At 73.4% G+C, this 20,701-nt stretch carries 18 protein-coding genes and 1 pseudogene; 9 read left to right on the top strand and 10 right to left on the bottom strand.

All coding sequences use genetic code 11. From position 1 onward, the window contains the following. Positions 1-164 precede the first annotated feature (164 nt). Positions 165-770, top strand: a complete 606-nt coding sequence (locus D9753_RS31775) for an Rv1733c family protein (protein ID WP_121790126.1) — start codon at positions 165-167, stop codon at positions 768-770. Between the two features lie 228 nt (positions 771-998). After that, a complete protein-coding gene (locus tag D9753_RS31770; protein ID WP_163010846.1) occupies positions 999-3,443 on the top strand; it encodes a right-handed parallel beta-helix repeat-containing protein in 2,445 nt (814 codons plus the stop codon). A gap of 53 nt (positions 3,444-3,496) precedes the next feature. Here D9753_RS31770 and D9753_RS31765 read toward each other — a convergent pair whose 3' ends face one another. Continuing rightward, positions 3,497-5,902 (bottom strand): hypothetical protein, encoded by a 2,406-nt coding sequence (locus tag D9753_RS31765; RefSeq protein ID WP_121790124.1) that lies wholly within the window; start codon positions 5,900-5,902, stop codon positions 3,497-3,499. Between the two features lie 289 nt (positions 5,903-6,191). Between D9753_RS31765 and D9753_RS31760 the strand changes: the two genes are divergently transcribed. After that, positions 6,192-7,022 (top strand): DeoR/GlpR family DNA-binding transcription regulator, encoded by an 831-nt coding sequence (locus D9753_RS31760; RefSeq protein ID WP_121790123.1) that lies wholly within the window; start codon positions 6,192-6,194, stop codon positions 7,020-7,022. A gap of 168 nt (positions 7,023-7,190) precedes the next feature. Here the strand turns inward: D9753_RS31760 and D9753_RS31755 are convergent, their stop codons facing one another. The 8 genes from D9753_RS31755 to D9753_RS31720 all read right to left on the bottom strand — a co-directional run bounded on the left by D9753_RS31755 (position 7,191) and on the right by D9753_RS31720 (position 14,651). Next, positions 7,191-7,982 carry an enoyl-CoA hydratase/isomerase family protein gene (locus D9753_RS31755; protein WP_121790122.1) on the bottom strand — a complete coding sequence of 264 codons (792 nt, stop codon included), beginning with the start codon at positions 7,980-7,982 and terminating at the stop codon, positions 7,191-7,193. Next, positions 7,979-9,241, bottom strand: coding sequence for a cytochrome P450 (locus D9753_RS31750; protein ID WP_205614315.1), 1,263 nt, complete (start codon positions 9,239-9,241; stop codon positions 7,979-7,981). Before D9753_RS31750 ends, D9753_RS31755 begins: the two co-directional genes overlap by 4 nt. 105 nt (positions 9,242-9,346) lie before the next feature. Next, positions 9,347-10,696 carry a cytochrome P450 gene (locus D9753_RS31745; protein WP_240468337.1) on the bottom strand — a complete coding sequence of 450 codons (1,350 nt, stop codon included), beginning with the start codon at positions 10,694-10,696 and terminating at the stop codon, positions 9,347-9,349. Positions 10,697-10,745: 49 nt separating this feature from the next. Next, positions 10,746-11,348, bottom strand: coding sequence for a GTP-binding protein (locus D9753_RS31740; RefSeq protein WP_121790120.1), 603 nt, complete (start codon positions 11,346-11,348; stop codon positions 10,746-10,748). Continuing rightward, positions 11,323-11,697, bottom strand: coding sequence for a DUF742 domain-containing protein (locus tag D9753_RS31735; RefSeq protein WP_121790119.1), 375 nt, complete (start codon positions 11,695-11,697; stop codon positions 11,323-11,325). Before D9753_RS31735 ends, D9753_RS31740 begins: the two co-directional genes overlap by 26 nt. Continuing rightward, entirely contained in the window at positions 11,694-12,095 is a 402-nt protein-coding gene (locus D9753_RS31730; protein ID WP_121790118.1) for a roadblock/LC7 domain-containing protein, read from the bottom strand. The genes D9753_RS31735 and D9753_RS31730 overlap by 4 nt, the downstream gene beginning before the upstream one ends. Beyond that, positions 12,092-13,294 (bottom strand): ATP-binding protein, encoded by a 1,203-nt coding sequence (locus D9753_RS31725; protein ID WP_205614314.1) that lies wholly within the window; start codon positions 13,292-13,294, stop codon positions 12,092-12,094. The genes D9753_RS31730 and D9753_RS31725 overlap by 4 nt, the downstream gene beginning before the upstream one ends. 232 nt (positions 13,295-13,526) lie before the next feature. Continuing rightward, on the bottom strand, positions 13,527-14,651 hold the full coding sequence (locus D9753_RS31720) for an L-cysteine desulfhydrase Cds1 (RefSeq protein WP_121790116.1): 1,125 nt from the start codon (positions 14,649-14,651) through the stop codon (positions 13,527-13,529). Between the two features lie 307 nt (positions 14,652-14,958). On the opposite strand from D9753_RS31720, the gene D9753_RS31715 reads away from it, so the two are divergent. The 6 genes and pseudogenes from D9753_RS31715 (at position 14,959) to D9753_RS31690 (ending at position 19,290) form a co-directional block, all read left to right on the top strand. Then, positions 14,959-15,282 (top strand): hypothetical protein, encoded by a 324-nt coding sequence (locus tag D9753_RS31715; protein ID WP_121790115.1) that lies wholly within the window; start codon positions 14,959-14,961, stop codon positions 15,280-15,282. A 205-nt stretch (positions 15,283-15,487) separates the two neighbouring features. Further along, a pseudogene (locus D9753_RS38320) lies at positions 15,488-15,967 on the top strand (ATP-binding protein); the annotation flags it as partial. Between the two features lie 815 nt (positions 15,968-16,782). Beyond that, positions 16,783-17,358 (top strand): TetR/AcrR family transcriptional regulator, encoded by a 576-nt coding sequence (locus D9753_RS31705; RefSeq protein ID WP_240468336.1) that lies wholly within the window; start codon positions 16,783-16,785, stop codon positions 17,356-17,358. A 5-nt stretch (positions 17,359-17,363) separates the two neighbouring features. After that, the gene (locus D9753_RS31700) at positions 17,364-17,759 is read left to right on the top strand and encodes a (R)-mandelonitrile lyase (RefSeq protein ID WP_121790113.1); all 396 of its coding nucleotides are present in this window, start codon (positions 17,364-17,366) and stop codon (positions 17,757-17,759) included. A gap of 32 nt (positions 17,760-17,791) precedes the next feature. Continuing rightward, positions 17,792-18,370: a DUF4865 family protein gene (locus D9753_RS31695; RefSeq protein WP_121791393.1), complete on the top strand. Its 579-nt coding sequence runs from the start codon at positions 17,792-17,794 to the stop codon at positions 18,368-18,370. After that, complete coding sequence (locus D9753_RS31690; protein WP_121791392.1) at positions 18,367-19,290, top strand: phosphotriesterase family protein; 924 nt, start codon at positions 18,367-18,369, stop codon at positions 19,288-19,290. The genes D9753_RS31695 and D9753_RS31690 overlap by 4 nt, the downstream gene beginning before the upstream one ends. Before the next feature lie 98 nt (positions 19,291-19,388). Here D9753_RS31690 and D9753_RS31685 read toward each other — a convergent pair whose 3' ends face one another. Further along, on the bottom strand, positions 19,389-20,636 hold the full coding sequence (locus D9753_RS31685; protein WP_121790112.1) for an ROK family protein: 1,248 nt from the start codon (positions 20,634-20,636) through the stop codon (positions 19,389-19,391). Positions 20,637-20,701: the final 65 nt, after the last annotated feature.

Raw genomic sequence — 20,701 nt, 5'->3', positions numbered from 1 at the left:
GGCCGGGAACCCCGGCCCGGTCCCCGGTCGTTGAGGGGACGTGAGAAATTCATGAGAGGCCGCGGGCGAGAGCTACGGCGGCGGATGTGAGGCGGTCCTCCCCCGGCCGGGGCCGGGGGTGAGCGCGGAAGCCGGGGTCGTGACGGACCGGAAGGGGGTGGGGCATGCGGGCACTCAGCGGGCTGTGGCGCTGGCGGCGCAATCCGCTGCGCCGGGCGACGGATCTGGCCGAGGCGTGGGTGGCCCTCGTGGCACTGCTGCTGATCGCCGTGGCCGCTCCCCTGACCGGCTGTCTGGTCGGCGCCGCCGCCCAGGACTCGCTCCAGCGGTCCGTGCGGCAGCAGCGGCACGCGCGTCATCTCGTCACCGCCACGGTGGTACGGGACCTGGGCGGGGCTCCGCCGGAGGCCGATCCCGACACCACCACCGCGCGCGACGCCCGCAGCCGCGTCCTCGCGTACTGGCGCGCGCCGGACGGCACCCGGCGGCGGGGGCAGGTCCTCGTGGACCTGGAGTCACCCGGCCGCGGCGACCGCTTCAGGCTCTGGTCCGACCCGCACGGCCGAATAACGACCCGCCCGCTGGATGCCGCCACGGCGACGGCGCACGCCGCACTCGCCGGGTTCGGCGCGGCCCTGGTGATCGCGGTCCTGGTCGAGACCGGCCGGCGCCTGACCGTCTGGCGCATGGTCCGCCGGCGGTACGCACTCTGGGACCAGGCCTGGGACCGGGCGGGTCCGGACTGGGGCAAGGCGGGCACGGGTAGCTGACGGCCTTCCGGCTCTGGTCAACCCGGCGTGCACGCACACGCTACGGTGGACCGGCCGAAGCACTTTCGGCGACGACCCGCGGATGCGTGAACCCCCGGGGCGCGCAGGTTCCCGGGAGTCGACCGCACTCCGGCCCGAGGGCCGGGCGGGGTCGCGGTCCCGGCGTCCGCGGCAGCGCCCCGGCGGGCGGTGAGCATCAGTACGACGAGGTGGGGGCACGGCAACGCCATGGCACAGGGCACGGTCCAGGTGACGCACACCGGTACTTCGCGGTGGCGGCGCCGCACGGGTGAGTACGCGTCGCTCGCCGCCGCCCTGGAGGCCGCCGCCGACGGCGACGTCCTCACCGTCGCTCCCGGCACGTACCGGGAGAACCTCGTCATCGAGCGGGCGGTGACGCTCCGTGGGCCCGAGGGGTCCTCCGGTTCGGTGCGGCTCGCGCCGGTGGACGGGGTGCCGCTCACCGTGCGGGCCTCGGCCGTGGTGCAGGACCTGCACGTGGAGGGCCAGGACGCGGCGGCGCCCGCGGTGCTGGTCGAGGAGGGCACGCCCGAGCTGATGGACGTGCGCGTCGTCACCCGGTCGGCCGCCGGCATCGAGGTGCGCGGCGGTGCCCGCCCGACCGTGCGCCGCTGCACCGTCGACAACCCGGCCGGCATCGGTATCACCGTGCTCGACGGCGGCAGCGGCGTGTTCGAGGAGTGCGAGGTCGTCGCGGCAGGACAGGCGGGCGTGGCGGTCCGCGGCGGAGCGCATCCGCGGCTGGAGCGCTGCCGCGTGCACCACGCCTCCGGCACCGGTCTGACCGTGACCGGCGAGAACTCCGCGCTGGAGGCGGTGGGTTGCGAGGTCTACGAGGTGCGCGGCTCCGGGGTGCAGGTCACCGAGCGGGCCACCGCGCACCTGACCGACTGCGATGTGCACCGCACCACCGGCGACGGCATCACCCTGGACACGGACGCGGTGCTCACGCTCGCCGACTGCCGCATCCACGACATCCCGGAGAACGCGGTCGACCTGCGCTCCCGCTCGGTGCTCACCCTGACCAGGACGACGGTCCGTCAGTTCGGGCGCAACGGCCTGTCGGTGTGGGATCCCGGGACCCGGGTGGACGCCAACCAGTGCGAGATCTTCGACAGCACCGGTGACTACCCGGCGGTGTGGGTGAGCGACGGCGCCACCGCCGTCCTCGACTCCTGCCGGGTGCACGACGTGCCGGACGCGCTGTTCGTGCTGGACCGCGGTTCCCGCGCGGACGTCGTGGACAGCGACCTGTCCCAGGTGCGCAACACGGCCGTCTCGGTGAGCGACGGGGCGACCGCGCAACTGGACGACTGCCGGATCCGGGACGCGGCCACCGGTGCCTGGTTCCGCGACCACGGCAGCGGCGGCACGCTCAACAACTGCAGCCTGGACGGCACCCAGACGGGTGTGATCGTCACCAAGGGCGCGGACCCGACCATCGAGCGCTGCACGGTCGGCTCCCCCTCGGAGGCCGGTTTCTACGTGTCCGCGGGCGGCCGGGGCAACTTCCTGAACTGCCGGGTCAGCGGCAGCGGCGGGTACGGCTTCCATGTGCTCGACGGCTGCCGTACGACGCTGCGCAGATGCCGTACGGAACGGTGCGCCCGCGGTGGGTACGAGTTCGCCGACGGCGGCCCGGACGCGGGGCCCGGCACGGGACCGGTGGTGGAGGACTGCACCAGCGACGAGAGCGGGGGCCCACGGCCGCCCGCGCCCCGTGAGGCGGCCGGGCAGACGGTGCCGCAGGGCACCGGTCTGCTGGGCGCGATCCCCGGGCAGCAGACCGCGGAGCGGGAGCCGCCCGTCGCCGTCGGGCAACCGGAGCCTGAGCCGCCGCAGCGTTCGTCGAAGGACGTGCTCGGGGAACTCGACGCGCTGGTGGGTCTGGAGAGCGTCAAGCGCGAGGTGCGCGCGCTGACCGACATGATCGAGGTGGGCCGGCGCCGGCAGCGGGCCGGTCTGAAGGCGGCTTCCGTCAAGCGCCACCTGGTCTTCACGGGCTCCCCCGGTACCGGCAAGACGACCGTCGCCCGGCTCTACGGCGAGATCCTCGCCTCCCTCGGTGTGCTGGAGAAGGGCCATCTGGTCGAGGTGTCCCGGGTCGACCTGGTCGGGGAGCACATCGGTTCCACGGCGATCCGCACCCAGGAGGCGTTCCAGCGGGCGCGCGGCGGGGTGCTGTTCATCGACGAGGCGTACGCGCTGTCCCCGCAGGACGCCGGGCGGGACTTCGGCAAGGAGGCCATCGACACGCTGGTGAAGCTGATGGAGGACCAGCGGGACGCGGTGGTGGTGATCGTCGCTGGGTACACCGCGGAGATGGAGCGCTTCCTCTCCGTCAACCCCGGTGTGGCTTCCCGCTTCTCCCGCACCATCACCTTCGGCGACTACGGCCCCGAGGAGCTGCTGCGGATCGTTGAGCAGCAGGCGGACGAGCACGAGTACCGGCTGGCCCCGGGTGCCTGCGAGGCCCTGCTGAAGTACTTCACCGCGATTCCGAAGGGGCCCGCGTTCGGCAACGGCCGTACCGCCCGGCAGACGTTCGAGGCGATGGTGGAGCGGCATGCGAGCCGGGTCGCCCAGCTCGCCGACCCGACCACCGACGATCTGACGCTGCTGTTCGGGGAGGACCTGCCGGACCTGCCGTGAGCGGCTCGGCCGGGTCTCTGCTCCGGGGGCGCGGGTGCGGCGCTGGGCGGGGTCTAGCCGTGGACTCGTCCGCCCGGTCCCGGGTGGGGGCGTTGTCCTGGCAGCTCCGGGCGCAGGCGGCTGAGGAGCTGGGCCCGTTCGCGGGCGAAGGCGGGGTCCGCCTGGTAGTCGGAGTGGCCGAGGATCGGGGCCGGGAGAGGGTGCTCGGGGGTACGGCCGTAGGCGAGGGGGTCCCGTAAGGGTTCGTGGTCGACCTCGGGGGTGGTGCCGTCGGAGACGCGGACGGGGCCGCCGATGGGGTCGGTGGGGCGGTGGAGATTGCGCCAGCAGGCGATGTCGTGGTGCAGGGCGGCGAGCGCCGGTGGGCCGAAGTGGGCCGGGAACCAGCGGCCGTAGAGGCGTTCCAGCGGGGAGCCGTAGGTGAGCAGGGCGACCCGCCCGCGTGCGGACGGCGGCAGTTGCCAGGCCGCGGCGGCGGCGAGGACGCTGCCCTGGGAGTGGCCGGACAGGACGAGCCGGCCGCCGGTGTGCCGCGTCCAGGTCGCCATGCGCCAGGTCAGGTCCGGCACCGCGCGCTCGGCGTAGCAGGGCGGCGCGAAGGGGTGGGCGGCGCGCGGCCAGAAGGTGCCCACGTCCCAGAGGATGCCGATGGTCCGCCGGGCGGAGGCGTCCTTGTAGGCGCGCCGGCCCCAGGTGACGAACAGCAGGAAGCCGAACCCCACCAGCCAGGAGCCCAGCGCTTGCGAGGTCTCGGCCACGGCCCGGACGACGTGCTGGGTGTGGCGGGCGGCGCCGTCGGGCGTCTTCCCGGTGGCCAGGGCTCCGGCCAGGGACGCGCTGCCCAGCAGGAGGGTGGCGGCGGTGAGCACGGCGAGGACGAGGGGCGCCCGGTCGGTGAGCGTGGCCATGGCCCGGGCGTGCGCGACGGCGCGGGTGCGGGACGGGTCCTCGGGTTCGCCGGGGTGCTCACGGCGGACCCGGTCGCGTTCGGCGCGGGCGAGCCGGGCGGTGTCCAGGGCGAGCCGGGCGGCGAGGAGCAGCAGGACGGCGAGGAGCGGCGGGATGGCGGACGCCTGCCAGGTGAGCAGGACGGGCGGTCCGGCGAGCAGGGCGCGGGTGCCGTCCAGCCAGTCGGCGACGCGCTGGGCGACCCCGCCGGAGATCACGCCGCCCAGTGCGCAGGCGAGCAGCGCGACCGCGGGGCCGCCGAGGCCCCGCATCCCGGCACGGGGGTCGGGGCAGCGGCGGTACAGGTCCCGGGCCACGGCGCCGAGCGCGACGACGAGCAGGCCCTGGGTGGTCGTGAGGGCGCCGAAGGCCGGGTCCCCGGGCAGCCGTCCGGTGGACTGCCAGCCGGGCCGGGACCAGCCGGCGTAGAGCAGGGTGAGCAGCAGCAGGCCCAGCGCGCCGAGCGGCAGCCGGCGCACGAGGTGCCGGTCGAGGCCCTGGTCGAGGCGGTTCTCGCTGCGGCCCCGGCGGCAGACGACGCCCACGGCCACGCCCGCGCAGACGAGGAGCGCGGCGATGAGCAGCCGGCCGAGGACGTCCAGGGCGGCGGGGCCGTCGGGGTGGTGGTCGAAGCGGGCCGCCGGGACGGCGACGGCGGCGGCCACCGTCAGCAGGCCGACCGCCGTGTGGGCCGCGCGCAGCCGGGCCACCAGGCGGCGTCCGTACCAGAAGCCGGGCCGGGCCAGCGCGCTGCCGTCGGTGTCCGGCTCGGGGGCGCGGGACAGCGGGCGGTGGGACTCGTAGGCGCTCCAGGTGCGGTGTGCGAGGTACCAGAGCAGGCCGGTCAGCGCGGCCGGCAGCGTCGCGGCGAGGGCGAGCCGACGGCCGGGCTCGCTCCACCAGCCACCGGACCCGGCCGGTGCTCCGTCGGCGGCGGGGGCCAGGAAGCCCAGCCAGGAGTGGCGGCGGACGCAGCCGGGGACGCCCGCGCACTGCCAGGCCACCAGGTCCAGGGCGACCTCGCAGGCGGCGCCGATCAGGAGCGCCGTCAGGGTGAGGGCGGCCAGGCGCACGAGGAGGCCGTAGAGCCGGACGGTGCGCTGCCGGCCGGGCGCGGCGGGGCGCATCCAGTGGGCGAGGTTGACGACCATGAACGGCAGCAGCAACAGCCACAGGGCGCGGCTGCCGTCGCCGGAGGTCAGGTTGCACCAGACGTACGCCTCCCGCACCGGACCGCTCCGGGTCCCGCGCCCGGCGGCCCGCGCGCCCCGACCGCCGGCTTCCGCGTCCTGACCTACGGTTTCCGCGTCCTGACCTGCGGTTTCCATGTCCTCGGCGCGCCGGAAGACGGCGGCCGTGTCGTCGCCGGTGACCCGGACCGTGCGCGGGTCGCCGAGCATCTTCTCGGGCGTGGCACCGCCGACCCCGTGCACGAGCAGTTCCAGGTCCCGGCCCGGCTCGGCGGGCCGGTCCGCGTGCCGCTCCGCTGGGCGTTCCTGCGCACGTTCCACTGTTCTCGCACTTCCCCCGTGACGCCCTGACGTCTGTGCCGTGCACGGTCCAGGATCCCGGTCCGGCGGCGTCGTGTCCCACTCCTCACGGAATCTCCCCGATCCGGGGGCGACGGGCGGGCCGTGCGCCCGCCCCGGGGGCGGGTCGCGGCCGGCAGGTGGTGGCGCGACCGGTGCCGTCCCGTGAAAGGATGGAACGCCCGCGTACTGCCGGACCGAGGGAGTTTCCAGGTCGGAGCCGGTGTGCCGAAGGCGTCGGACGGGTGGCGGTGAAAGGAGCGGAGCGTACGTGAGTGAGAATCAGAACCTCCTCGCGGAGCAGCGCCGCGCCCTGATCCTGGACGAGGTCCGCCGCCGGGGCGGTGTGCGGGTCAACGAACTGACCCGCAAGCTGGGTGTGTCGGACATGACCGTGCGCCGCGACCTGGACACGCTCGCCCGGCAGGGGATGCTGGAGAAGGTGCACGGCGGTGCCGTGCCGGTGGTCGAGGCGAGCACCCACGAGCCGGGGTTCGAGGCGAAGTCGGGGCTGGAGCTGACCGCCAAGGAGGACATCGCGCGTGCCGCCGCCGGGCTGGTCGCGCCGGGTGCGGCGATCGCCCTGTCGGGTGGCACGACGACGTACGCGCTCGCCCAGCATCTGCTGGAGGTGCCCGACCTGACCGTGGTGACGAACTCACTGCGGGTCGCGGACGTCTTCCACGCGGCTCAGCGCACCTCGGGGCAGCGGCAGGGGGCGGCGACGGTGGTGCTGACCGGCGGGGTGCGCACGCCGTCGGACTCGCTGGTGGGGCCGGTGGCCGACCAGGCGATCGCCACCCTCCACTTCGACCTGCTGTTCCTCGGTGTGCACGGCATATCGATGGAGGCCGGGCTGTCCACGCCGAACCTCGCGGAGGCCGAGACCAACCGGCGGCTGGTGCATTCCGCGCGCCGGGTCGTGGTGGTCGCCGACCACACCAAGTGGGGCACGGTGGGCCTGAGTTCCTTCGCCACGCTGGCGCAGGTGGACACGCTGGTGACCGACGGGGGCTTGGCCGCGCAGGCGCGCGCGGAGATCTCCGAGCACCTGCGTGTGGTGGTGGCGGGCGAGCCCGGTGTAGGCGACGGGGACATCTGAGGAGCCGTCGGGGCGCTCACGACAGGCCCTGGGCTGGCCCCCTGGAGGCGGTGTCCGCCGCCGACGGGACGGCACTGTCCCGCCGCGTCCTCACGCCGGGCCGGGGGCGGCCCGGGGCGTGCCGTCCGCGTGATGACCTCCCCGGGCAGGCACCGGGCGGGCCGGTGATCAGACGATGCCGCGGGAGTGGTGCACCTCGGCCACGACCGCTGCCATCAGTTCCGCGTCCAGCGCGGAGGTGTCGGCCAGGCGCGAGCCGGCGGACAGCGAGTTGAGCAGGGCCTTGGTGACGCGCAGTGCCGCCGGGGGGCGGCGGACGACGGGCCCGGCCCACGCGTCGACGGCCGCGTCCAGCTCGTGGGCGGGCACGACCTTCTGCAGGACGGACAGGGACAGGGCTTCCGCCGCGGTGAAGGCCCGGCCGGTCAGGACGAGTTCGCGGACGCGGGCGGCACCGACCTCGCTGATGAGGCGGGGCAGGAGACCACCCCAGGCGGTGGGCAGCCCCAGGGCGAGTTCGGGCAGCCGGAAGGTCGCGTCCTCGGACCCGACGCGCAGGTCACAGGCGAGCGCGAGGGCGAGGCCCGCTCCGACGGCCTTGCCCTGGACGCGGGCGATGGTGACGGCCGGGTTCCCGGTCAGGGCGTCGCAGACGCGCCGCGCCTTGGCCCCCGACAGGCGGATGCCGCTGCCCGTGGGGTCGTGGGCGAGGTGCCGGCCGAACTCGCCGCGGTCCCCGCCCAGACAGAAGTCGTCCCCGCTGCCGGCGAGCACGAGTACCCGGACCGCCGGGTCCTGGTCCTGGAGGACCGCCAGAAGGTCGTCCAGCAGGGCGTCGGTGACGGTGTTGCCCTCCGCCGGGGTGTTCAGCTCGACGGTGAGGACGGCGCCCTCGCGGCGGGTCCGCAGGGTCTGCCGTACGGGGCCGGCCGGGAAGGCCGTGAGGGGGAGGGCGGTCATGTCGTCACTTTCAGGGAGGTCACGCGCCGGAAGACCATCCGGTTCGCGTAGGTCGGTCCTGCGGCCGGCCGCAGGGTGGGGAATCGTTCCAGCAGCTCGGTGAGCAGGATCCGGGCCTCCAGGCGGGCCAGTCCCGAGCCGAGGCAGTAGTGGGCCCCGCCGCCGAAGGTGAGGTGGCCGCCCCTGCGGAGCATGTCGAACACGTGCGGGTTCTCGTTGCGGCGCGGGTCGTGGTTGGCGGCGCCGTAGAGGACGTGGACGGTGGCGTCCTTGGCGACGGGCACGCCGGCGAGGACCGTGTCGGCGGCGGCGACACGGGAGTTGAGGTGGATCGGCGGGTCGTAGCGCAACGACTCCTCGATGGCGTCGTCGACGTGTTCGGGGTGCCGGCGCAGCCGGTCGGCCCGTGCGGGGTCCTGGGTGAGGAACCACACCGCGTTGCTCAGCAGGGTCGCGGTGGTCTCCAGGGAGGCGATGGTGATGAACATCGTCAGGTCGTACAGCGTCTGGTCGGCGGTCGTGCGGTCGGCGGGGTACTGGGCGTCCCAGTAGCGGATCCAGCCGCTCAGGACGTCGTCGCCGGGGTGGGCGCGCCGGTGGGCGAGGAGGGCGGTGAAGTAGGCCCGCATCTCCCGGGTGGCCCGCGCCGAGATCGCCAGTTCGCTCTTGGTGGGGAGGAGTTCCTGGGCGTGGACCTGCCGGTGGGTGAAGTCCAGGATGCGTGGGTAGTGCCCGGCCGGGATGCCGAGCCACTGGCCGACGGTGCGGATCGGGAGCCGGTCGCTCACCGTGGTGGCGAAGTCGGCCTCGCCGTGGGCGCGCAGTCGGGCGTCGAGGCGGTCCAGGAGCCGGGTGACGTGGGCGGTGATCCGGGGCCGCAGGGCCTCCAGGGTGCCGCGGTCGAAGAGATTGCCCAGGGCGCGGCGCTGGACGGTGTGCGCGGGGGCGTTGAGCCGGGACAGCGTCCTCGTCATCTCCCGCGTCGACGGGTCCCGCCAGCGTGCCGTGTCCGCTTGGCGCTCCTGCCAGGCGAAGTCCGGTGCGAGCCAGTCCCTGCCCCGCAGGACCTGGCTGCAGGCGTCGAACCCGGTGACGAAGTACCCGCCCCAGGGAGCGGGCACCACATCGCCCAGTGCGCGCAACTCCTGCCAGACGGGGAGGGGGTCGGCCTGTCCTTCGGCCGAACGCAGGCGTCGGAGGAGGGGAATGACGGCTCGGCGGTCCGTGGTGGTACCGCGTATGACGCCGACGGCGGTCACGCGAAGCTCCTCTGATGGCTGGGCGCTACCGTTACCGCCGGAACCTACCCCTCCTCTCACCTCGGTCATGCGCCTGTGCGTGTTGCTCCTGTCACATACGGCACATCAGACCCGGAAGGTGTCCAGGAAGCTGCTCCAGAAACCCTTCTTCTTCGCCGGTTCCGGGCGGACGGTGGCAGGCGCGGTCGTGGGGACCGGTTGCTCGGCCGCGGCGGGGGCGGTACGGCTGCGGAGGGCGGAGGCCGTCCGGGTCGCCGGGGTCGGGCTGAAGGCCACGGGCAGTGCGACCAGCGCCCGGTGGAACGGTCCCGGCCGCCACTGGAGGTCCTTCTCGTGGACGGCCAGGGTGAGGTCGGGCAGGGCGTTGAGGATCTTCTCGATCGCGGTGACGGCGATGACCTGCGCCGGGTCCTTGGCCGGGCACGCGTGCGGACCGGCTCCCCACGCCAGGTGGGCGCCCTTGCTGTGCGTCCGGCGGGCGTCGGCCAGCGCGGGGTCGCTGTTGGCGGCGGCGAAACTGATGACGACCGGTGTGTTGGCCTCGGCCACCACTCCCCCGAGGTCCACGTCCTGCACCGGGTAGTGGGTGGCGTAGTTGGCGATGGGCGTCTGGTTCCACAGCACGTGATCGATCGCCTCCTCGATCAGCATGCCGGAGCCGTCGCCGCCCGCGCCGGGTGCCAGCAGCAGGAGCAGGGCGTTGCCGATCAGGTTCCGCTCGGGTTCGACGCCGGCGCCCATCAGCATGACCAACTGGTCCTTGAGTTCCTCGTCGGTGAGGCCGGCGGGGTGCTGGATGAGCCAGGAGGTGACGTCGTCGCCGGCGCGGCGGCGCTTGAGGGCGATCAGCTCCATGAGGCAGGCGGTGAGTTCCTCGTTGGCCCGCAGGGCGTCCCTGCCGTCGAAGATCGCCGACATGGCGCTGGTGAGGGTGTCACCGATGTCCGCCGGGCAGCCGAAGAGCTGGTTGAACAGCAGCAACGGCAGCAGTTTGGCGTAGTCGTTGAGGAGGTCGGCCCGGCCGCGCTCGCTGAAGCGGTCGATGAGGTAGTCGGCGATGGGCTCGACGTCGCGGCGGATGCGGGTCATGTTGAGCCGGGCGAGGCTGTCGGTGACGGCCTTGCGCAGCCGCAGGTGCACGGCGCCGTCGGTGAACAGGCAGTTGGGCCGGTACGCCATCATCGGCAGCACCGGGTGGTCCAGCCCGACGTGCCCCTCGTTGAGCGCCTTCCAGCGGCGGGCGTCCCGGGCGAAGAGCGTGGTGTTCTGGAGTACGCGCAGGGCCGTCTCGTACCCGACGACCAGGGTGGCGTCGACGCCGGGCGCGAGTTCGACGGGCCCGGCCGGGCCGTGGGCGCGCACCCGGTCGTAGACCTGGTGGGGGTCGGCGGCGAACGCGGCGTCGTGCAGGGGGCATCCTGCGCCGGTGTGGGCGCTGACTGACTGACGGTCCATGAGGTTCCTTCTGCTGGCCCGCGGCCGATGGTCCGGGCGGTGGGGCGTGTCAGGCGGCTCGGGTGAGCAGGTGACGCACGAGCGCGATCAGCGCGTGGGCGGAGGACTGCCGGTCGCGGGCGTCGCAGTAGACGACGGGGGTGTCCGGGAGCAGGTCGAGGGCCTCACGGACCTCCGCCTCCGCGTACGCCGTGTCCGTGCCGAAGCTGTTGACCGCGATGGCGTACTCGAGTCCGTACCGTTCGACGAGGTCGATGACAGGGAAGGTCTCCTCCAGCCGGGCGGGGTCGACCAGCAGCAGCGCGCCCAGCGCGCCACGGGCCATGTCCTCCCACAACTGCATGAAACGCTGCTGTCCGGGGGTGCCGAAGAGGTACAGCACGAGGTCGTCGCTGAGCGTCAGCCGGCCGAAGTCCAGGGCCACGGTGGTGGTGGACTTGTCCGTCACACCCCTGAGGTCGTCCACGTGGAGCGACGCCTGCGTCATCCTCTCCTCGGTGCGCAGCGGGGTGATCTCCGACAGCGAGCCGATGAACGTCGTCTTGCCCACGGCGAAATGCCCGACGACCAGGATCTTGGCCGCGTTGGTCACCGCGCTGGAGACGTAGATGGATCCAGGGGCCGTCTCAGCCGATGAGGGATTGGAGTCCATTCAGAACCTTCTCGAGGGTCGCTCTGTCAACGTTCTGCGCCCGGGGCGGCTCGGCGCGGCGCAGGAGGTGGCCCTGCTCGAATAAGTCGGTCAGCAGCAGCCGGGCCACCCCCACGGGGAGTTCCAGGTGGCCGGCCACCTCGGCGACCGACAGGTAGCCGCCCGCGCACAGGTGCCAGATCGCCGTCACCTCGGGACCGGCCCCCAGCGGAGGGGTCCGCTCGGGGGCGAGGGTGACCAGGGTGTGCAACGCCAGGTCGTCCGAGTCCGGCAGTGTCCGGCCGCCGGTGATGACGTACGAGCGGACGAAGTCGCTGGTGACGGAGGCTTCCTCGACGGGCTTCGTCATGAGCCGACACCGTTGTCCGCACGCGGCGCCACACTCATCGCCTTGCTCAGGGCGGCCACCGTCTTCTGCATGCGGAAGGACACGGCCTCCATGTCGACGTCCAGTGCGGCCGAGACGGCGAGGTAGGAGCCCTGGCCCGCGGCGATGAGGAAGATCCAGCCGCCGTCGTACTCGAGCAGCGTCTGCTTCCAGATGCCGTGTCCCGCTCCGACGAAGCCCGCGACGGCGCGGCTCAGCGACTGCATCGAACTCATCGCGGCGGCGTTCGTCTCGGCGTCGTCCCGTCCGATGTCGTCCGAGCGGTGCAGCAGCAGGCCGTCGCCCGAGACGAGGATCGCGTGGCGGGCTCCGCGCACCCCGAGCACGTCGTTCAGCACCCAGGACAGGTCGGTCTTCACTGGTCGTCAGATCCTTCCGTGGTGTTCGTGGTGCGCCCGAGGTGTGTGCCGCGTGCGAACGCTCCGAGCCGCGACGCGGTCACCTCGCCGGCCGGCTCGGACGTCGCGTCCTGGTTGGTGCTGTCGAGGGCCGGGACCATCGTGACGGGACCCGAGCGCCGACGGCGTTTGGGCAGGCCGCCGGTGGTCGTGCCCACCACGTGCGAGGGGCCCACGACCGGGACGGGCGCCAGTCGCTGGGGGGCCGCCTGCGGGCCCGGGCTGTCCTGGGCGCCGGCCGCGGGAGAAGGGGCGTCGGCCGCGAGGAGGCTCTCGGGTACACGAATCACTGCACGCACTCCGCCGTAGGGGGACACGGAACCGACGGAGACGGCGAAGCCGTAGCGGGCGGCGAGCATGCCGCACACGGCGAAGCCGAACCGCGGCGGATCGCCGAGACCGGTGATGTCGACGGGGCCGTCGACGGTGAGCAGTGCCGTCGCCCGGTCCTTGGTCTCCTGGTCCATGCCGAGACCGGCGTCGTCCACGATGAAGCACACACCGGTGGGCACGGTCTGGATGTTGACCTCGACCGGCGTTCCGGGCGCGCTGTAGGTCGTCGCGTTGTCCAGCAGTTCGGCCAGGACGACGGCGACCGGCTCGACGGCCTTGCCGACGAGGGAGACGTTGACCTGGGAGTGGACGCCGACCCGGTCGAAGTCCTTGATCCTGCCCTGCGCGCTGCGGGCGACGTCGTAGACGGTGGCGGCGCCCTCCCGTCTGCCGAGCCAGCCGCCGCACAGCACGGAGATGCCCTTGGCGCGGCGGCCGAACTGGCTGCCGGTGTGGTCGACCGACATCAGGTCGGCCAGGACGTCGGTGGTGTCGCCGTACTTCTTCAGCAGGTTGTCCAGGAGCACCTGCTGTTCCTCGGCCAGCGACTGGAGCGTTCCCATCGCGGACTTCAGCACCGCCTTGGTCGCCGCCTCCGCGTCCGCCCGTACGTCGGCGAGGTCGCGCCGGTGCTGCGCGGTCAGCGCCGCGACGTGGCTGTGGAGCTGGCCGACGTCGCCGCGGGCCTGCCCGAGTCCTGCCTCCAGGTCCTTCCTCGTTCTTCGGAGCGCCATGTTGGTTCTCCGGGCCCGCATCACTGCGACGACCGCAGCGAGGAGCACCACAAGCAAGATCCACAGCAGTGGATCCCGGGTCAAAGACGTCATGAGACTCTCTTCAAGTCGCAGCGCGCCGGGAACGTGAGCAGCGCGATGGTGCCTTCGAGACTGTCCCCCCGGACGCGTTCATGACACGCCGTCAGCCCACTGAAAAGTGGGATGATCTTATCAGTCGCACGGAGGCAACACGCTTACCCAGAGCCCCAATTGAGACGTCATCAAAACGACACACCCCGGTCACCCACCCGTCGGCGGCCGGTCGCCCCGGGCCGGGGCCGGCTCAGACCGGCCACTCACCCGTCGCCAGGAACGAGTCGATCGCCGTGGCGTACGGCGTGATGTCCAGACCCTGCCCGGTCAGCCACGCGTCCGAGTAGTACTTGTCGAGATAACGGTCCCCCGGGTCGCAGAGCAGCGTCACCACACTGCCCCGGCGGCCCTCCGCCACCATCTCCGCGACGATCTTCAGGGCGCTCCACAGACCGGTGCCGGTCGAACCGCCCGCCTTGCGGTTGATGGCCCGGTCCAGGGCCCGGACGGCGGCGACACTGGCCGCGTCCGGGACCTTCATCATCCGGTCGACCGCGCCGGGCACGAAGCTGGGCTCCATGCGCGGCCGGCCGATCCCCTCGATGCGCGAACCGCAGTCGCAGGTGACGTCCGGGTCGCCGGTCGTCCAGCCGTCGAAGAAGCAGGAGTTCTCCGGGTCGGCGACGCAGATCCGGGTGTCGTACTGCATGTAGTGGACGTAGCGCGCGAGCGTCGCGGAGGTGCCGCCGGTGCCCGCCGTCGCGACGATCCAGGCCGGCTCCGGGAACCGCTCCAGCCGTAGCTGACGGAAGATGGATTCGGCGATGTTGTTGTTGCCGCGCCAGTCCGTGGCCCGCTCGGCGTAGGTGAACTGGTCCATGTAGTGGCCGCCGGTCTCCACCGCGAGCCGGGCGGACTCCTCGTACATCTTCCGCGAGTCGTCCACGAAGTGGCACCGTCCGCCGTGGAACTCGATCAGCCGGATCTTCTCGGCGCTCGTCGTGCGCGGCATGACCGCGATGAAGGGCACCCCGATCAGCTTGGCGAAATACGCCTCCGAGACCGCCGTCGAGCCGCTGGAGGCCTCGATCACCGGTCGGTCCGGGCGGATCCAGCCGTTGCAGAGGCCGTAGAGGAACAGGGACCGGGCGAGCCGGTGCTTGAGACTGCCGGTCGGGTGGGTCGACTCGTCCTTGAGATAGAGGTCGATGCCCCACCGCTCGGGCAGCGGGAAGTGCAGCAGGTGCGTGTCCGCCGAGCGGTTTGCGTCGGCCTGCACCTTGCGGACGGCTTCTTTGAGCCAGCCTCGGTAGGCGGCGTCACTGCGGTCGACGTCGAGAGTGGCGCCGGTCCTGGTCTGATGGGTGGTGCTCACGACGGGGGCTCCTTACGCTGGTCGCCGACGGCGCCTCGCACGGTCGGCACCTTCGAGCATAGGCACCTTTCACACCGCCCCCCACCTGCATAAACGCATCTTTGAGCCACCCAAAGCCACCCCTGGGGCACGACCGTGCGAGGGAGCCGGGGGCGCAGGGGCGCACGCGCTCCCGGTGCCTGTCGCACACGCCCCGCGCGCACTGGTGCTCCGCGCCGCATCCAGGCAGACTGCACGCGACGGGGCGACCGTCGCCGACGGAGGCGCACACGGGACCACGGAAGACACCGCGAGGGGGCGGCAGGACATGGCGGAACCGGAGTTCACGGCCACAGGCGTGCGGATCGGCAAGCGGCTGCGTTCGCTCACCCGGGCCGGGCAGGTCCGGATCAGCGACGGCAGGCTGGAGCTGCTCACCAGCTACGGCAGCGAGATCGACAGCGCGCCGGTGCAGGCGGTGCGCGCGTCCAAGCCGTGGTTCGCGCCGGACGACCGGGCGCTGGCCGACGTCAACGGCACGCGGTATCTGCTGACGCTCGGCGAGCAGGATCCGGCGCCGGGCCGGCCGGGGCCGCCCGCGGCGCGGCGGTTCATCGAGGCGGTGCGCCGGGCCGCGGGAGACCGCGGCTGAACAGCGCACCGTCGCGGCGAGTTGCGTGAGCGCATCCGCTGCGTCACGCTGATCTCACGTCACTCTGGGTTTACCGGCGATAACGCTGCGAACCAGCCCGCCGGCCACGACAGCAGGCGGACGTTTGGACGCAAGCACCCTGCTGGATCCGTTGTTCTCCGTGTTCATCCGGTTCTTTCGGACCTCACATCGGGGAGTCGCAGCCGTGATCACTCACTCAAGCAGGCACTGCACAGTGGAACTCCAGGCTCTGCCGTCGCGGATCGGGCAGGTCCGCAGAATCGTATCTGCGCAGTTGCGCTACTGGCATATGGATCCGTTGATAGACCGGGCCGCGCTCGGTGTGACGGAGTTGCTGAGCAACGTCCACCGGCACGCCAGGCCGGACAAGTCGTGCACCGTCGAGCTGGAACTGCTGGCGGACCGGCTCACGGTCTCGGTACGCGACCACGATCCACGCCTTCCGGTACCGGCCGACGTGCCCGCGACACCGGCCGGCGTCCTCTCGGCCGACGTCACGGGCGCGGTGCCCGTCACCGCGCCCGCCGACATCGCCGACCCGGCGGACGTCACCCCGCTGGCCACCTGCGGGCGGGGGCTGGCGATGGTGGCCGCGGTGAGCGAGAGCTGGGGCGCCCGGCCGGACGGCGACAACGGCAAGATCGTCTGGTTCACCCTGCCGGCACCTCCGGTGACGCACAGCCGTCCGGCGGGGCCTACGCGGGGCACGGCACGGCCGGCGACGGCGGTGGCTCCGGCGGTTGTGGCTGCTGCGGGGGCGGGAGCTTCGGTCCCCGCTTCGGTCCCGGCTTCGGTTCCGGTGCGGACGGGCGCGCCCTCGGGGACTCCGGTTCCGGCGCGGACTCCGGTTCCGGCGCGGACGCCGGTCGGTGCGGGGGCCCCGGTGGCCGCTGGGGCTGCGGTCGGTGCTGGCGCCGCGGTCGCGAGTGCCGGGGCTCCGGTCGGTGCCGGTGGTCCGGTCGGTGCCGGTGGTCCGGTCGGTGCCGGTGGTCCGGTCGGTGCCGGGGCTCCGGTCGGTGCCGGGGCTCCGGTTGCGGGTGCCGCGCACGCGGGGAGTCGCCGCGGCGGCTTGCCCCCGGCCGGGAGTACGGCGCCCGTCGCCGCCGCGACTCCCACGTCAGTCCCGGCCCCTGAGCCCGCCGTGGAGCCCGTAGGCACGACCGGAACACGGACCCCCGCCCCAGCCCCCGCGCGAACGGCCTTGCCCGGCTGACCCGACGGCGACCCTCGCCCCGGTCAGGGCCGAAGACGACCCGGGGCCACCGGCATGAAGCGCGGCTGAACGCGGTCAGCCGCCAACAGGATCACGGCTTCGACACCCGCGCCGACGGACCGCGACAGTTCCCCGACACCACGTCCGGCCGTACCGCTCTTGGCGGTGCGGCCGGGCCGTGTGCCCGGGCCGTCGAAAGCACCGCCGCCACCACGGTCGGCCATCGATGACTAGTCTTTGTAACTACTAGTATGTACAGTGAGCCCATGAGCACCCCGGAACGACTGATCGAGTCCACGCGCGAGCTGCTGTGGGAGCGCGGATACGTGGGCACCAGCCCCAAGGCGATCCTGGAGCGCGCGGAGGCCGGTCAGGGCAGCATGTACCACCACTTCAAGGGCAAGCCCGACCTCGCCCTGGCGGCGATCCGGCGCACCGCCGAGGAGTTGCGGGCCACCGCAGCGGCCGTGCTCGACGGTCCCGGTACGCCGTACGAGCGCATCGAGGCGTATCTGCTGCGCGAGCGTGACGTGCTGCGCGGCTGCCCGGTCGGCCGGCTGACGATGGACCCGGACGTGATCGCCAGCGAGGAGCTGCGCGCACCGGTCGACGAGACCATCGCCGTCATCCGTGAGCGGATCGCCGGGATCGTCGAAGAGGGCAAGCGGCAGGGGCAGTTCGCGCCCGAGCTGGACGGTGCGGAGATCGGCGCGGCCGTCGTCGCCACCGTGCAGGGCGGATATGTGCTCGCGCGCGCCTCCGGCTCCCCCGCCGCCTTCGACGCCGGTGTCCGCGGTCTGCTCTCCCTGCTCGCACCCCGAACTGCCCGACGGGAGAACTGAGTCACGTGCACATCACCAGACGGGGGCCCGACACCTGGCGGGGCCCCGCGGAGCACTTCACCGGCACGGTCTGGCTGGACGAGATCGCCGCGCCCGCGGCCCCGTCCCGGCTGCGCATGCTGAACGTCCACTTCGCGCCGGGCGGCCACACGGCCTGGCACCGGCACCCGCACGGGCAGGTGCTGCACGTCCTGGAGGGCGAGGGGCTGGTGCAGCGCAAGGGCGGGGCGGCCGAGGTGATCCGCGCGGGCGACACGGTGTGGATCGAGCCCGGGGAATGGCACTGGCACGGTGCCGGGCCCCGCACCTTCATGACCCACCTCGCGGTCGTGGAGGCCGCCGAGGACGGCACCACCGCCGAGTGGGACTGCCATGTGTCCGCCGCCGACTACCCCGCCTGAGCATGCCCGCCCCGACGGAGGAGGACCACCTCATGCACGCAATGCAGTACGAGTTGTCCCTGCCCGCCGACTACGACATGGGCGTCATCCGTGCCCGGGTCGCCCGCGTGGGCCATCTGCTGGACGACTGGGAGGGGCTCGGCCTCAAGGCGTACCTGATACGTGAACGCGGCGCGCACGGCTCGCCGGTGAACCAGTACGCGCCGTTCTACCTCTGGAACACGGTCGACGGCATGAACCGCTTCCTGTGGGGCGGCCCCTTCCAGGGACTCGTCGACGACTTCGGGCGGCCCGCGGTGCGGCGGTGGACCGGCCTCGCCCACGCCGAAGGTACGGCCGAACGCGCCGCGTTCGCCGTGCGTCGGCGGCAACCGGTGCCCGAGGGTGCGGAGTTGACAGCGCTGATGGAGGACGCGGTGGCCGGGGCGGAACGGCTGGCCGCCGAGGACGGCGCCGTACTCGCCGCGACGGCCGTGGACCCGGACCGCTGGGAGCTGGTGCACTTCTCCCTCTGGGAGCACGCCACCGCGAAGGCCGACGGGGATGTCTTCGAGGTGCTGCATCTGTCCGCCCCGGGCCTGGACCGGCTCCCGCGCGGACGGCAGTGGTGAGCCACGTCCGTACGGTCCTCGGCGACATCCCGGGCGCGGAGCTGGGCGTGTGCGACGCGCACGACCACCTCTTCCTGCGCAGCCCGCGGCTGCCGGGACAGGAACTGGACGACCTCTCCGCCGCGCGGGCCGAGTTGGCGGCCTTCCGCGCGGCGGGTGGCGCGGCCGTCGTGCAGTGGACGCCGTACGGCATGGGCCGGCGTGCGGCGGATCTGCCGGCGCTGTCCCGGACGACCGGGGTGCGTCTGGTCTGCGCGACGGGTCTGCACCGAGCGGCGCACTACGACGCGGAGTCACTCGCCCGGCTGCGCGGTGGCCGGCTGGCCGCGCTGTTCGTCTCCGAACTCACCGAGGGCATCGGGACGACCGGGGTACGCGCCGGTCTCATCAAGGTGGCCGGCGGCTTCCACGCACTGGACGCGCACGCCCGCTGGACCATGACGGCGGCGGCCGAGGCGCACCACGCCACCGGTGCGCCCGTCGCCGTACACCTGGAGCAGGGCACCGGCGCGCTGGACGTACTCGACCTGCTGTGCGGTGAGTTGGGGGTGCCCGGGGAGCGGGTGGTCCTGGGTCATCTGAACCGCGCCCCCGACCCGGTGGTGCACCGGCAGGCGGCCATGTCGGGCTGCTGGCTGGCGTTCGACGGGCCGTCCCTCGCCCACCACGCCACCGACTGGCGGATGCCGGAGGCCGTACGGGCCCTGGCGGAGGCCGGGTTCGGGGACCGGCTGCTGCTCGGCGGGGACACGGTGACCGCCGGGGCACGCTCGGTGGACGGCGGGCCCGGGATGCCCTACCTGCTGCGCCGGGTGCGCACGCGGCTGACGGAGGCGGTGGGCGCGGACCTGGTGGACCGCATGCTCACGGAGCATCCGGCGCGGGCCTTCGCCGCCGACTGGCCACCGGCCCAGGAGTAGGGAACGTCCGTAAGCACCGGAGCCCGGCGGCTTCGATACCCGGAAGCACCGACCCGTCGTCGCCCGGGCACCCGCGGCCAGCGCACCCAGCGGGGCGTCTAGGCACCCGCCGCAAGCCCACCCAACGGATCGTCCAGGACCGGCTGCCAGGCCAGTTCGGCGGCGCCGACCAGGCTGTTGTGGTCCAGGGTGCACGGGAGGATGGGGACGCCGCCGCTCTGGCCCCACAGGCTGCGGTCGGCGACCACGGCGCGGAGCCGGGCGGGGTCCGCGTCCAGGAGGGTGCGGTGCAGGCCGCCGAGGATGATGCGGTCGGGGTTGAGGATGTTCACCAGGCCGGCGAGGCCGAGGCCGAGACGGTCGATGAGGGCTTCGGCGGCCGTGCGGACGGCCTTGTCGTCGTACCGCGTGCGCAGCAGGTCGTTGGCCTGCTGGAGCAGCGACACCTCGGGGCCGGGTTCGCGGCCGGCCTCCACGAGCAGGGCCAGCGGGTCGGCCTCGACGTCGAGGCAGCCGCGGCTGCCGCAGTGGCAGGGGCGGCCCTCGGGGTTGACGGTGAGGTGGCCGACCTCCAGGGCGAGCCCTGAACTGCCGGTGTGCAGGCGGCCGTCGAGGACGAGCGCGCCGCCCACGCCCCGGTGTCCGGTGGCCACGCACAGCAGATCCCGTGCGCCCCGGCCGGCGCCGTGCCGGTGTTCGGCGAGCGCGGCGAGGTTGACGTCGTTGGCCGCGAACGCGGGCCCGGAGATGCCGGCGGCGCGTACGCACTCGGCGAAGGTCCGCGTGACGGGGGCGCCGACGGGCCAGGCCAGGTGCAGGGGGTTGAGCGCCAGGCCGCCGGGTTCGGCGACGGCCGACGGTACGGCGAGTCCGGCGCCGACGCAGCGCCGGCCGGTCGTGCGCAGCAGCTCCGCGCCCGCCTCGACCACGGAGCCGAGCACCTTGGCCGGGTCGGCCTCGACGGTCTCGCAGCCGGGCGCGGTCGCCACGATCCGTCCGCCGAGACCGACCAGCGCGGCCCGGAAGCCGTCGGCGTGGATCTGCGCCGCGAGGGCCACCGGGCCGTCCTCGGCGACCTCCAGCCGGTGCGAGGGGCGGCCCTGGGAGCCGGCCGCCGAGCCGGGCCGGGCGTCCACCCGGATCAGGCCGAGCGCCTCCAGCTCGGCGGCCACCGCGCCGGCCGTCGCCCGGGTGACACCGAGTTCGGCGGTGAGCACGGCCCGGGTGGGGGCGCGCCCGGTGTGCACCAGCTCCAGCGCGGGTCCGAGCGCACCGCGCCCCCGGTCCAGCCGCGCCCTCGTGGTGGTCCTCTCCCCCGCCGCCCGGGGATCCGCCTCGCCGCTCATAGGGGTGAGTCTCCCATGATCCGCAGCCGGGGTGGTTTGTGCCTGCCGGCCGGGTCGAGTCCGAC

The organism is Streptomyces dangxiongensis, from assembly GCF_003675325.1.
Taxonomy (GTDB): domain Bacteria; phylum Actinomycetota; class Actinomycetes; order Streptomycetales; family Streptomycetaceae; genus Streptomyces; species Streptomyces dangxiongensis.
The sequence above is the reverse complement of the archived record's forward strand: the minus strand, read 5'-3'. Positions and strand labels throughout refer to the sequence as shown.

What these genes read in the sequence shown, in the direction of transcription:
- D9753_RS31775 (WP_121790126.1), top strand. Translation starts at nt 165, where the DNA reads ATGCGGGCACTCAGCGGGCTGTGGCGCTGGCGGCGCAATCCGCTGCGC.
- D9753_RS31740 (WP_121790120.1), bottom strand. Translation starts at nt 11,348, where the DNA reads ATGGACTCCAATCCCTCATCGGCTGAGACGGCCCCTGGATCCATCTAC.
- D9753_RS31715 (WP_121790115.1), top strand. Translation starts at nt 14,959, where the DNA reads ATGGCGGAACCGGAGTTCACGGCCACAGGCGTGCGGATCGGCAAGCGG.
- D9753_RS31755 (WP_121790122.1), bottom strand. Translation starts at nt 7,982, where the DNA reads ATGACCGCCCTCCCCCTCACGGCCTTCCCGGCCGGCCCCGTACGGCAG.
- D9753_RS31770 (WP_163010846.1), top strand. Translation starts at nt 999, where the DNA reads ATGGCACAGGGCACGGTCCAGGTGACGCACACCGGTACTTCGCGGTGG.
- D9753_RS31745 (WP_240468337.1), bottom strand. Translation starts at nt 10,696, where the DNA reads ATGGACCGTCAGTCAGTCAGCGCCCACACCGGCGCAGGATGCCCCCTG.
- D9753_RS31725 (WP_205614314.1), bottom strand. Translation starts at nt 13,294, where the DNA reads ATGACGTCTTTGACCCGGGATCCACTGCTGTGGATCTTGCTTGTGGTG.
- D9753_RS31705 (WP_240468336.1), top strand. Translation starts at nt 16,783, where the DNA reads ATGAGCACCCCGGAACGACTGATCGAGTCCACGCGCGAGCTGCTGTGG.
- D9753_RS31695 (WP_121791393.1), top strand. Translation starts at nt 17,792, where the DNA reads ATGCACGCAATGCAGTACGAGTTGTCCCTGCCCGCCGACTACGACATG.
- D9753_RS31685 (WP_121790112.1), bottom strand. Translation starts at nt 20,636, where the DNA reads ATGAGCGGCGAGGCGGATCCCCGGGCGGCGGGGGAGAGGACCACCACG.
- D9753_RS31735 (WP_121790119.1), bottom strand. Translation starts at nt 11,697, where the DNA reads ATGACGAAGCCCGTCGAGGAAGCCTCCGTCACCAGCGACTTCGTCCGC.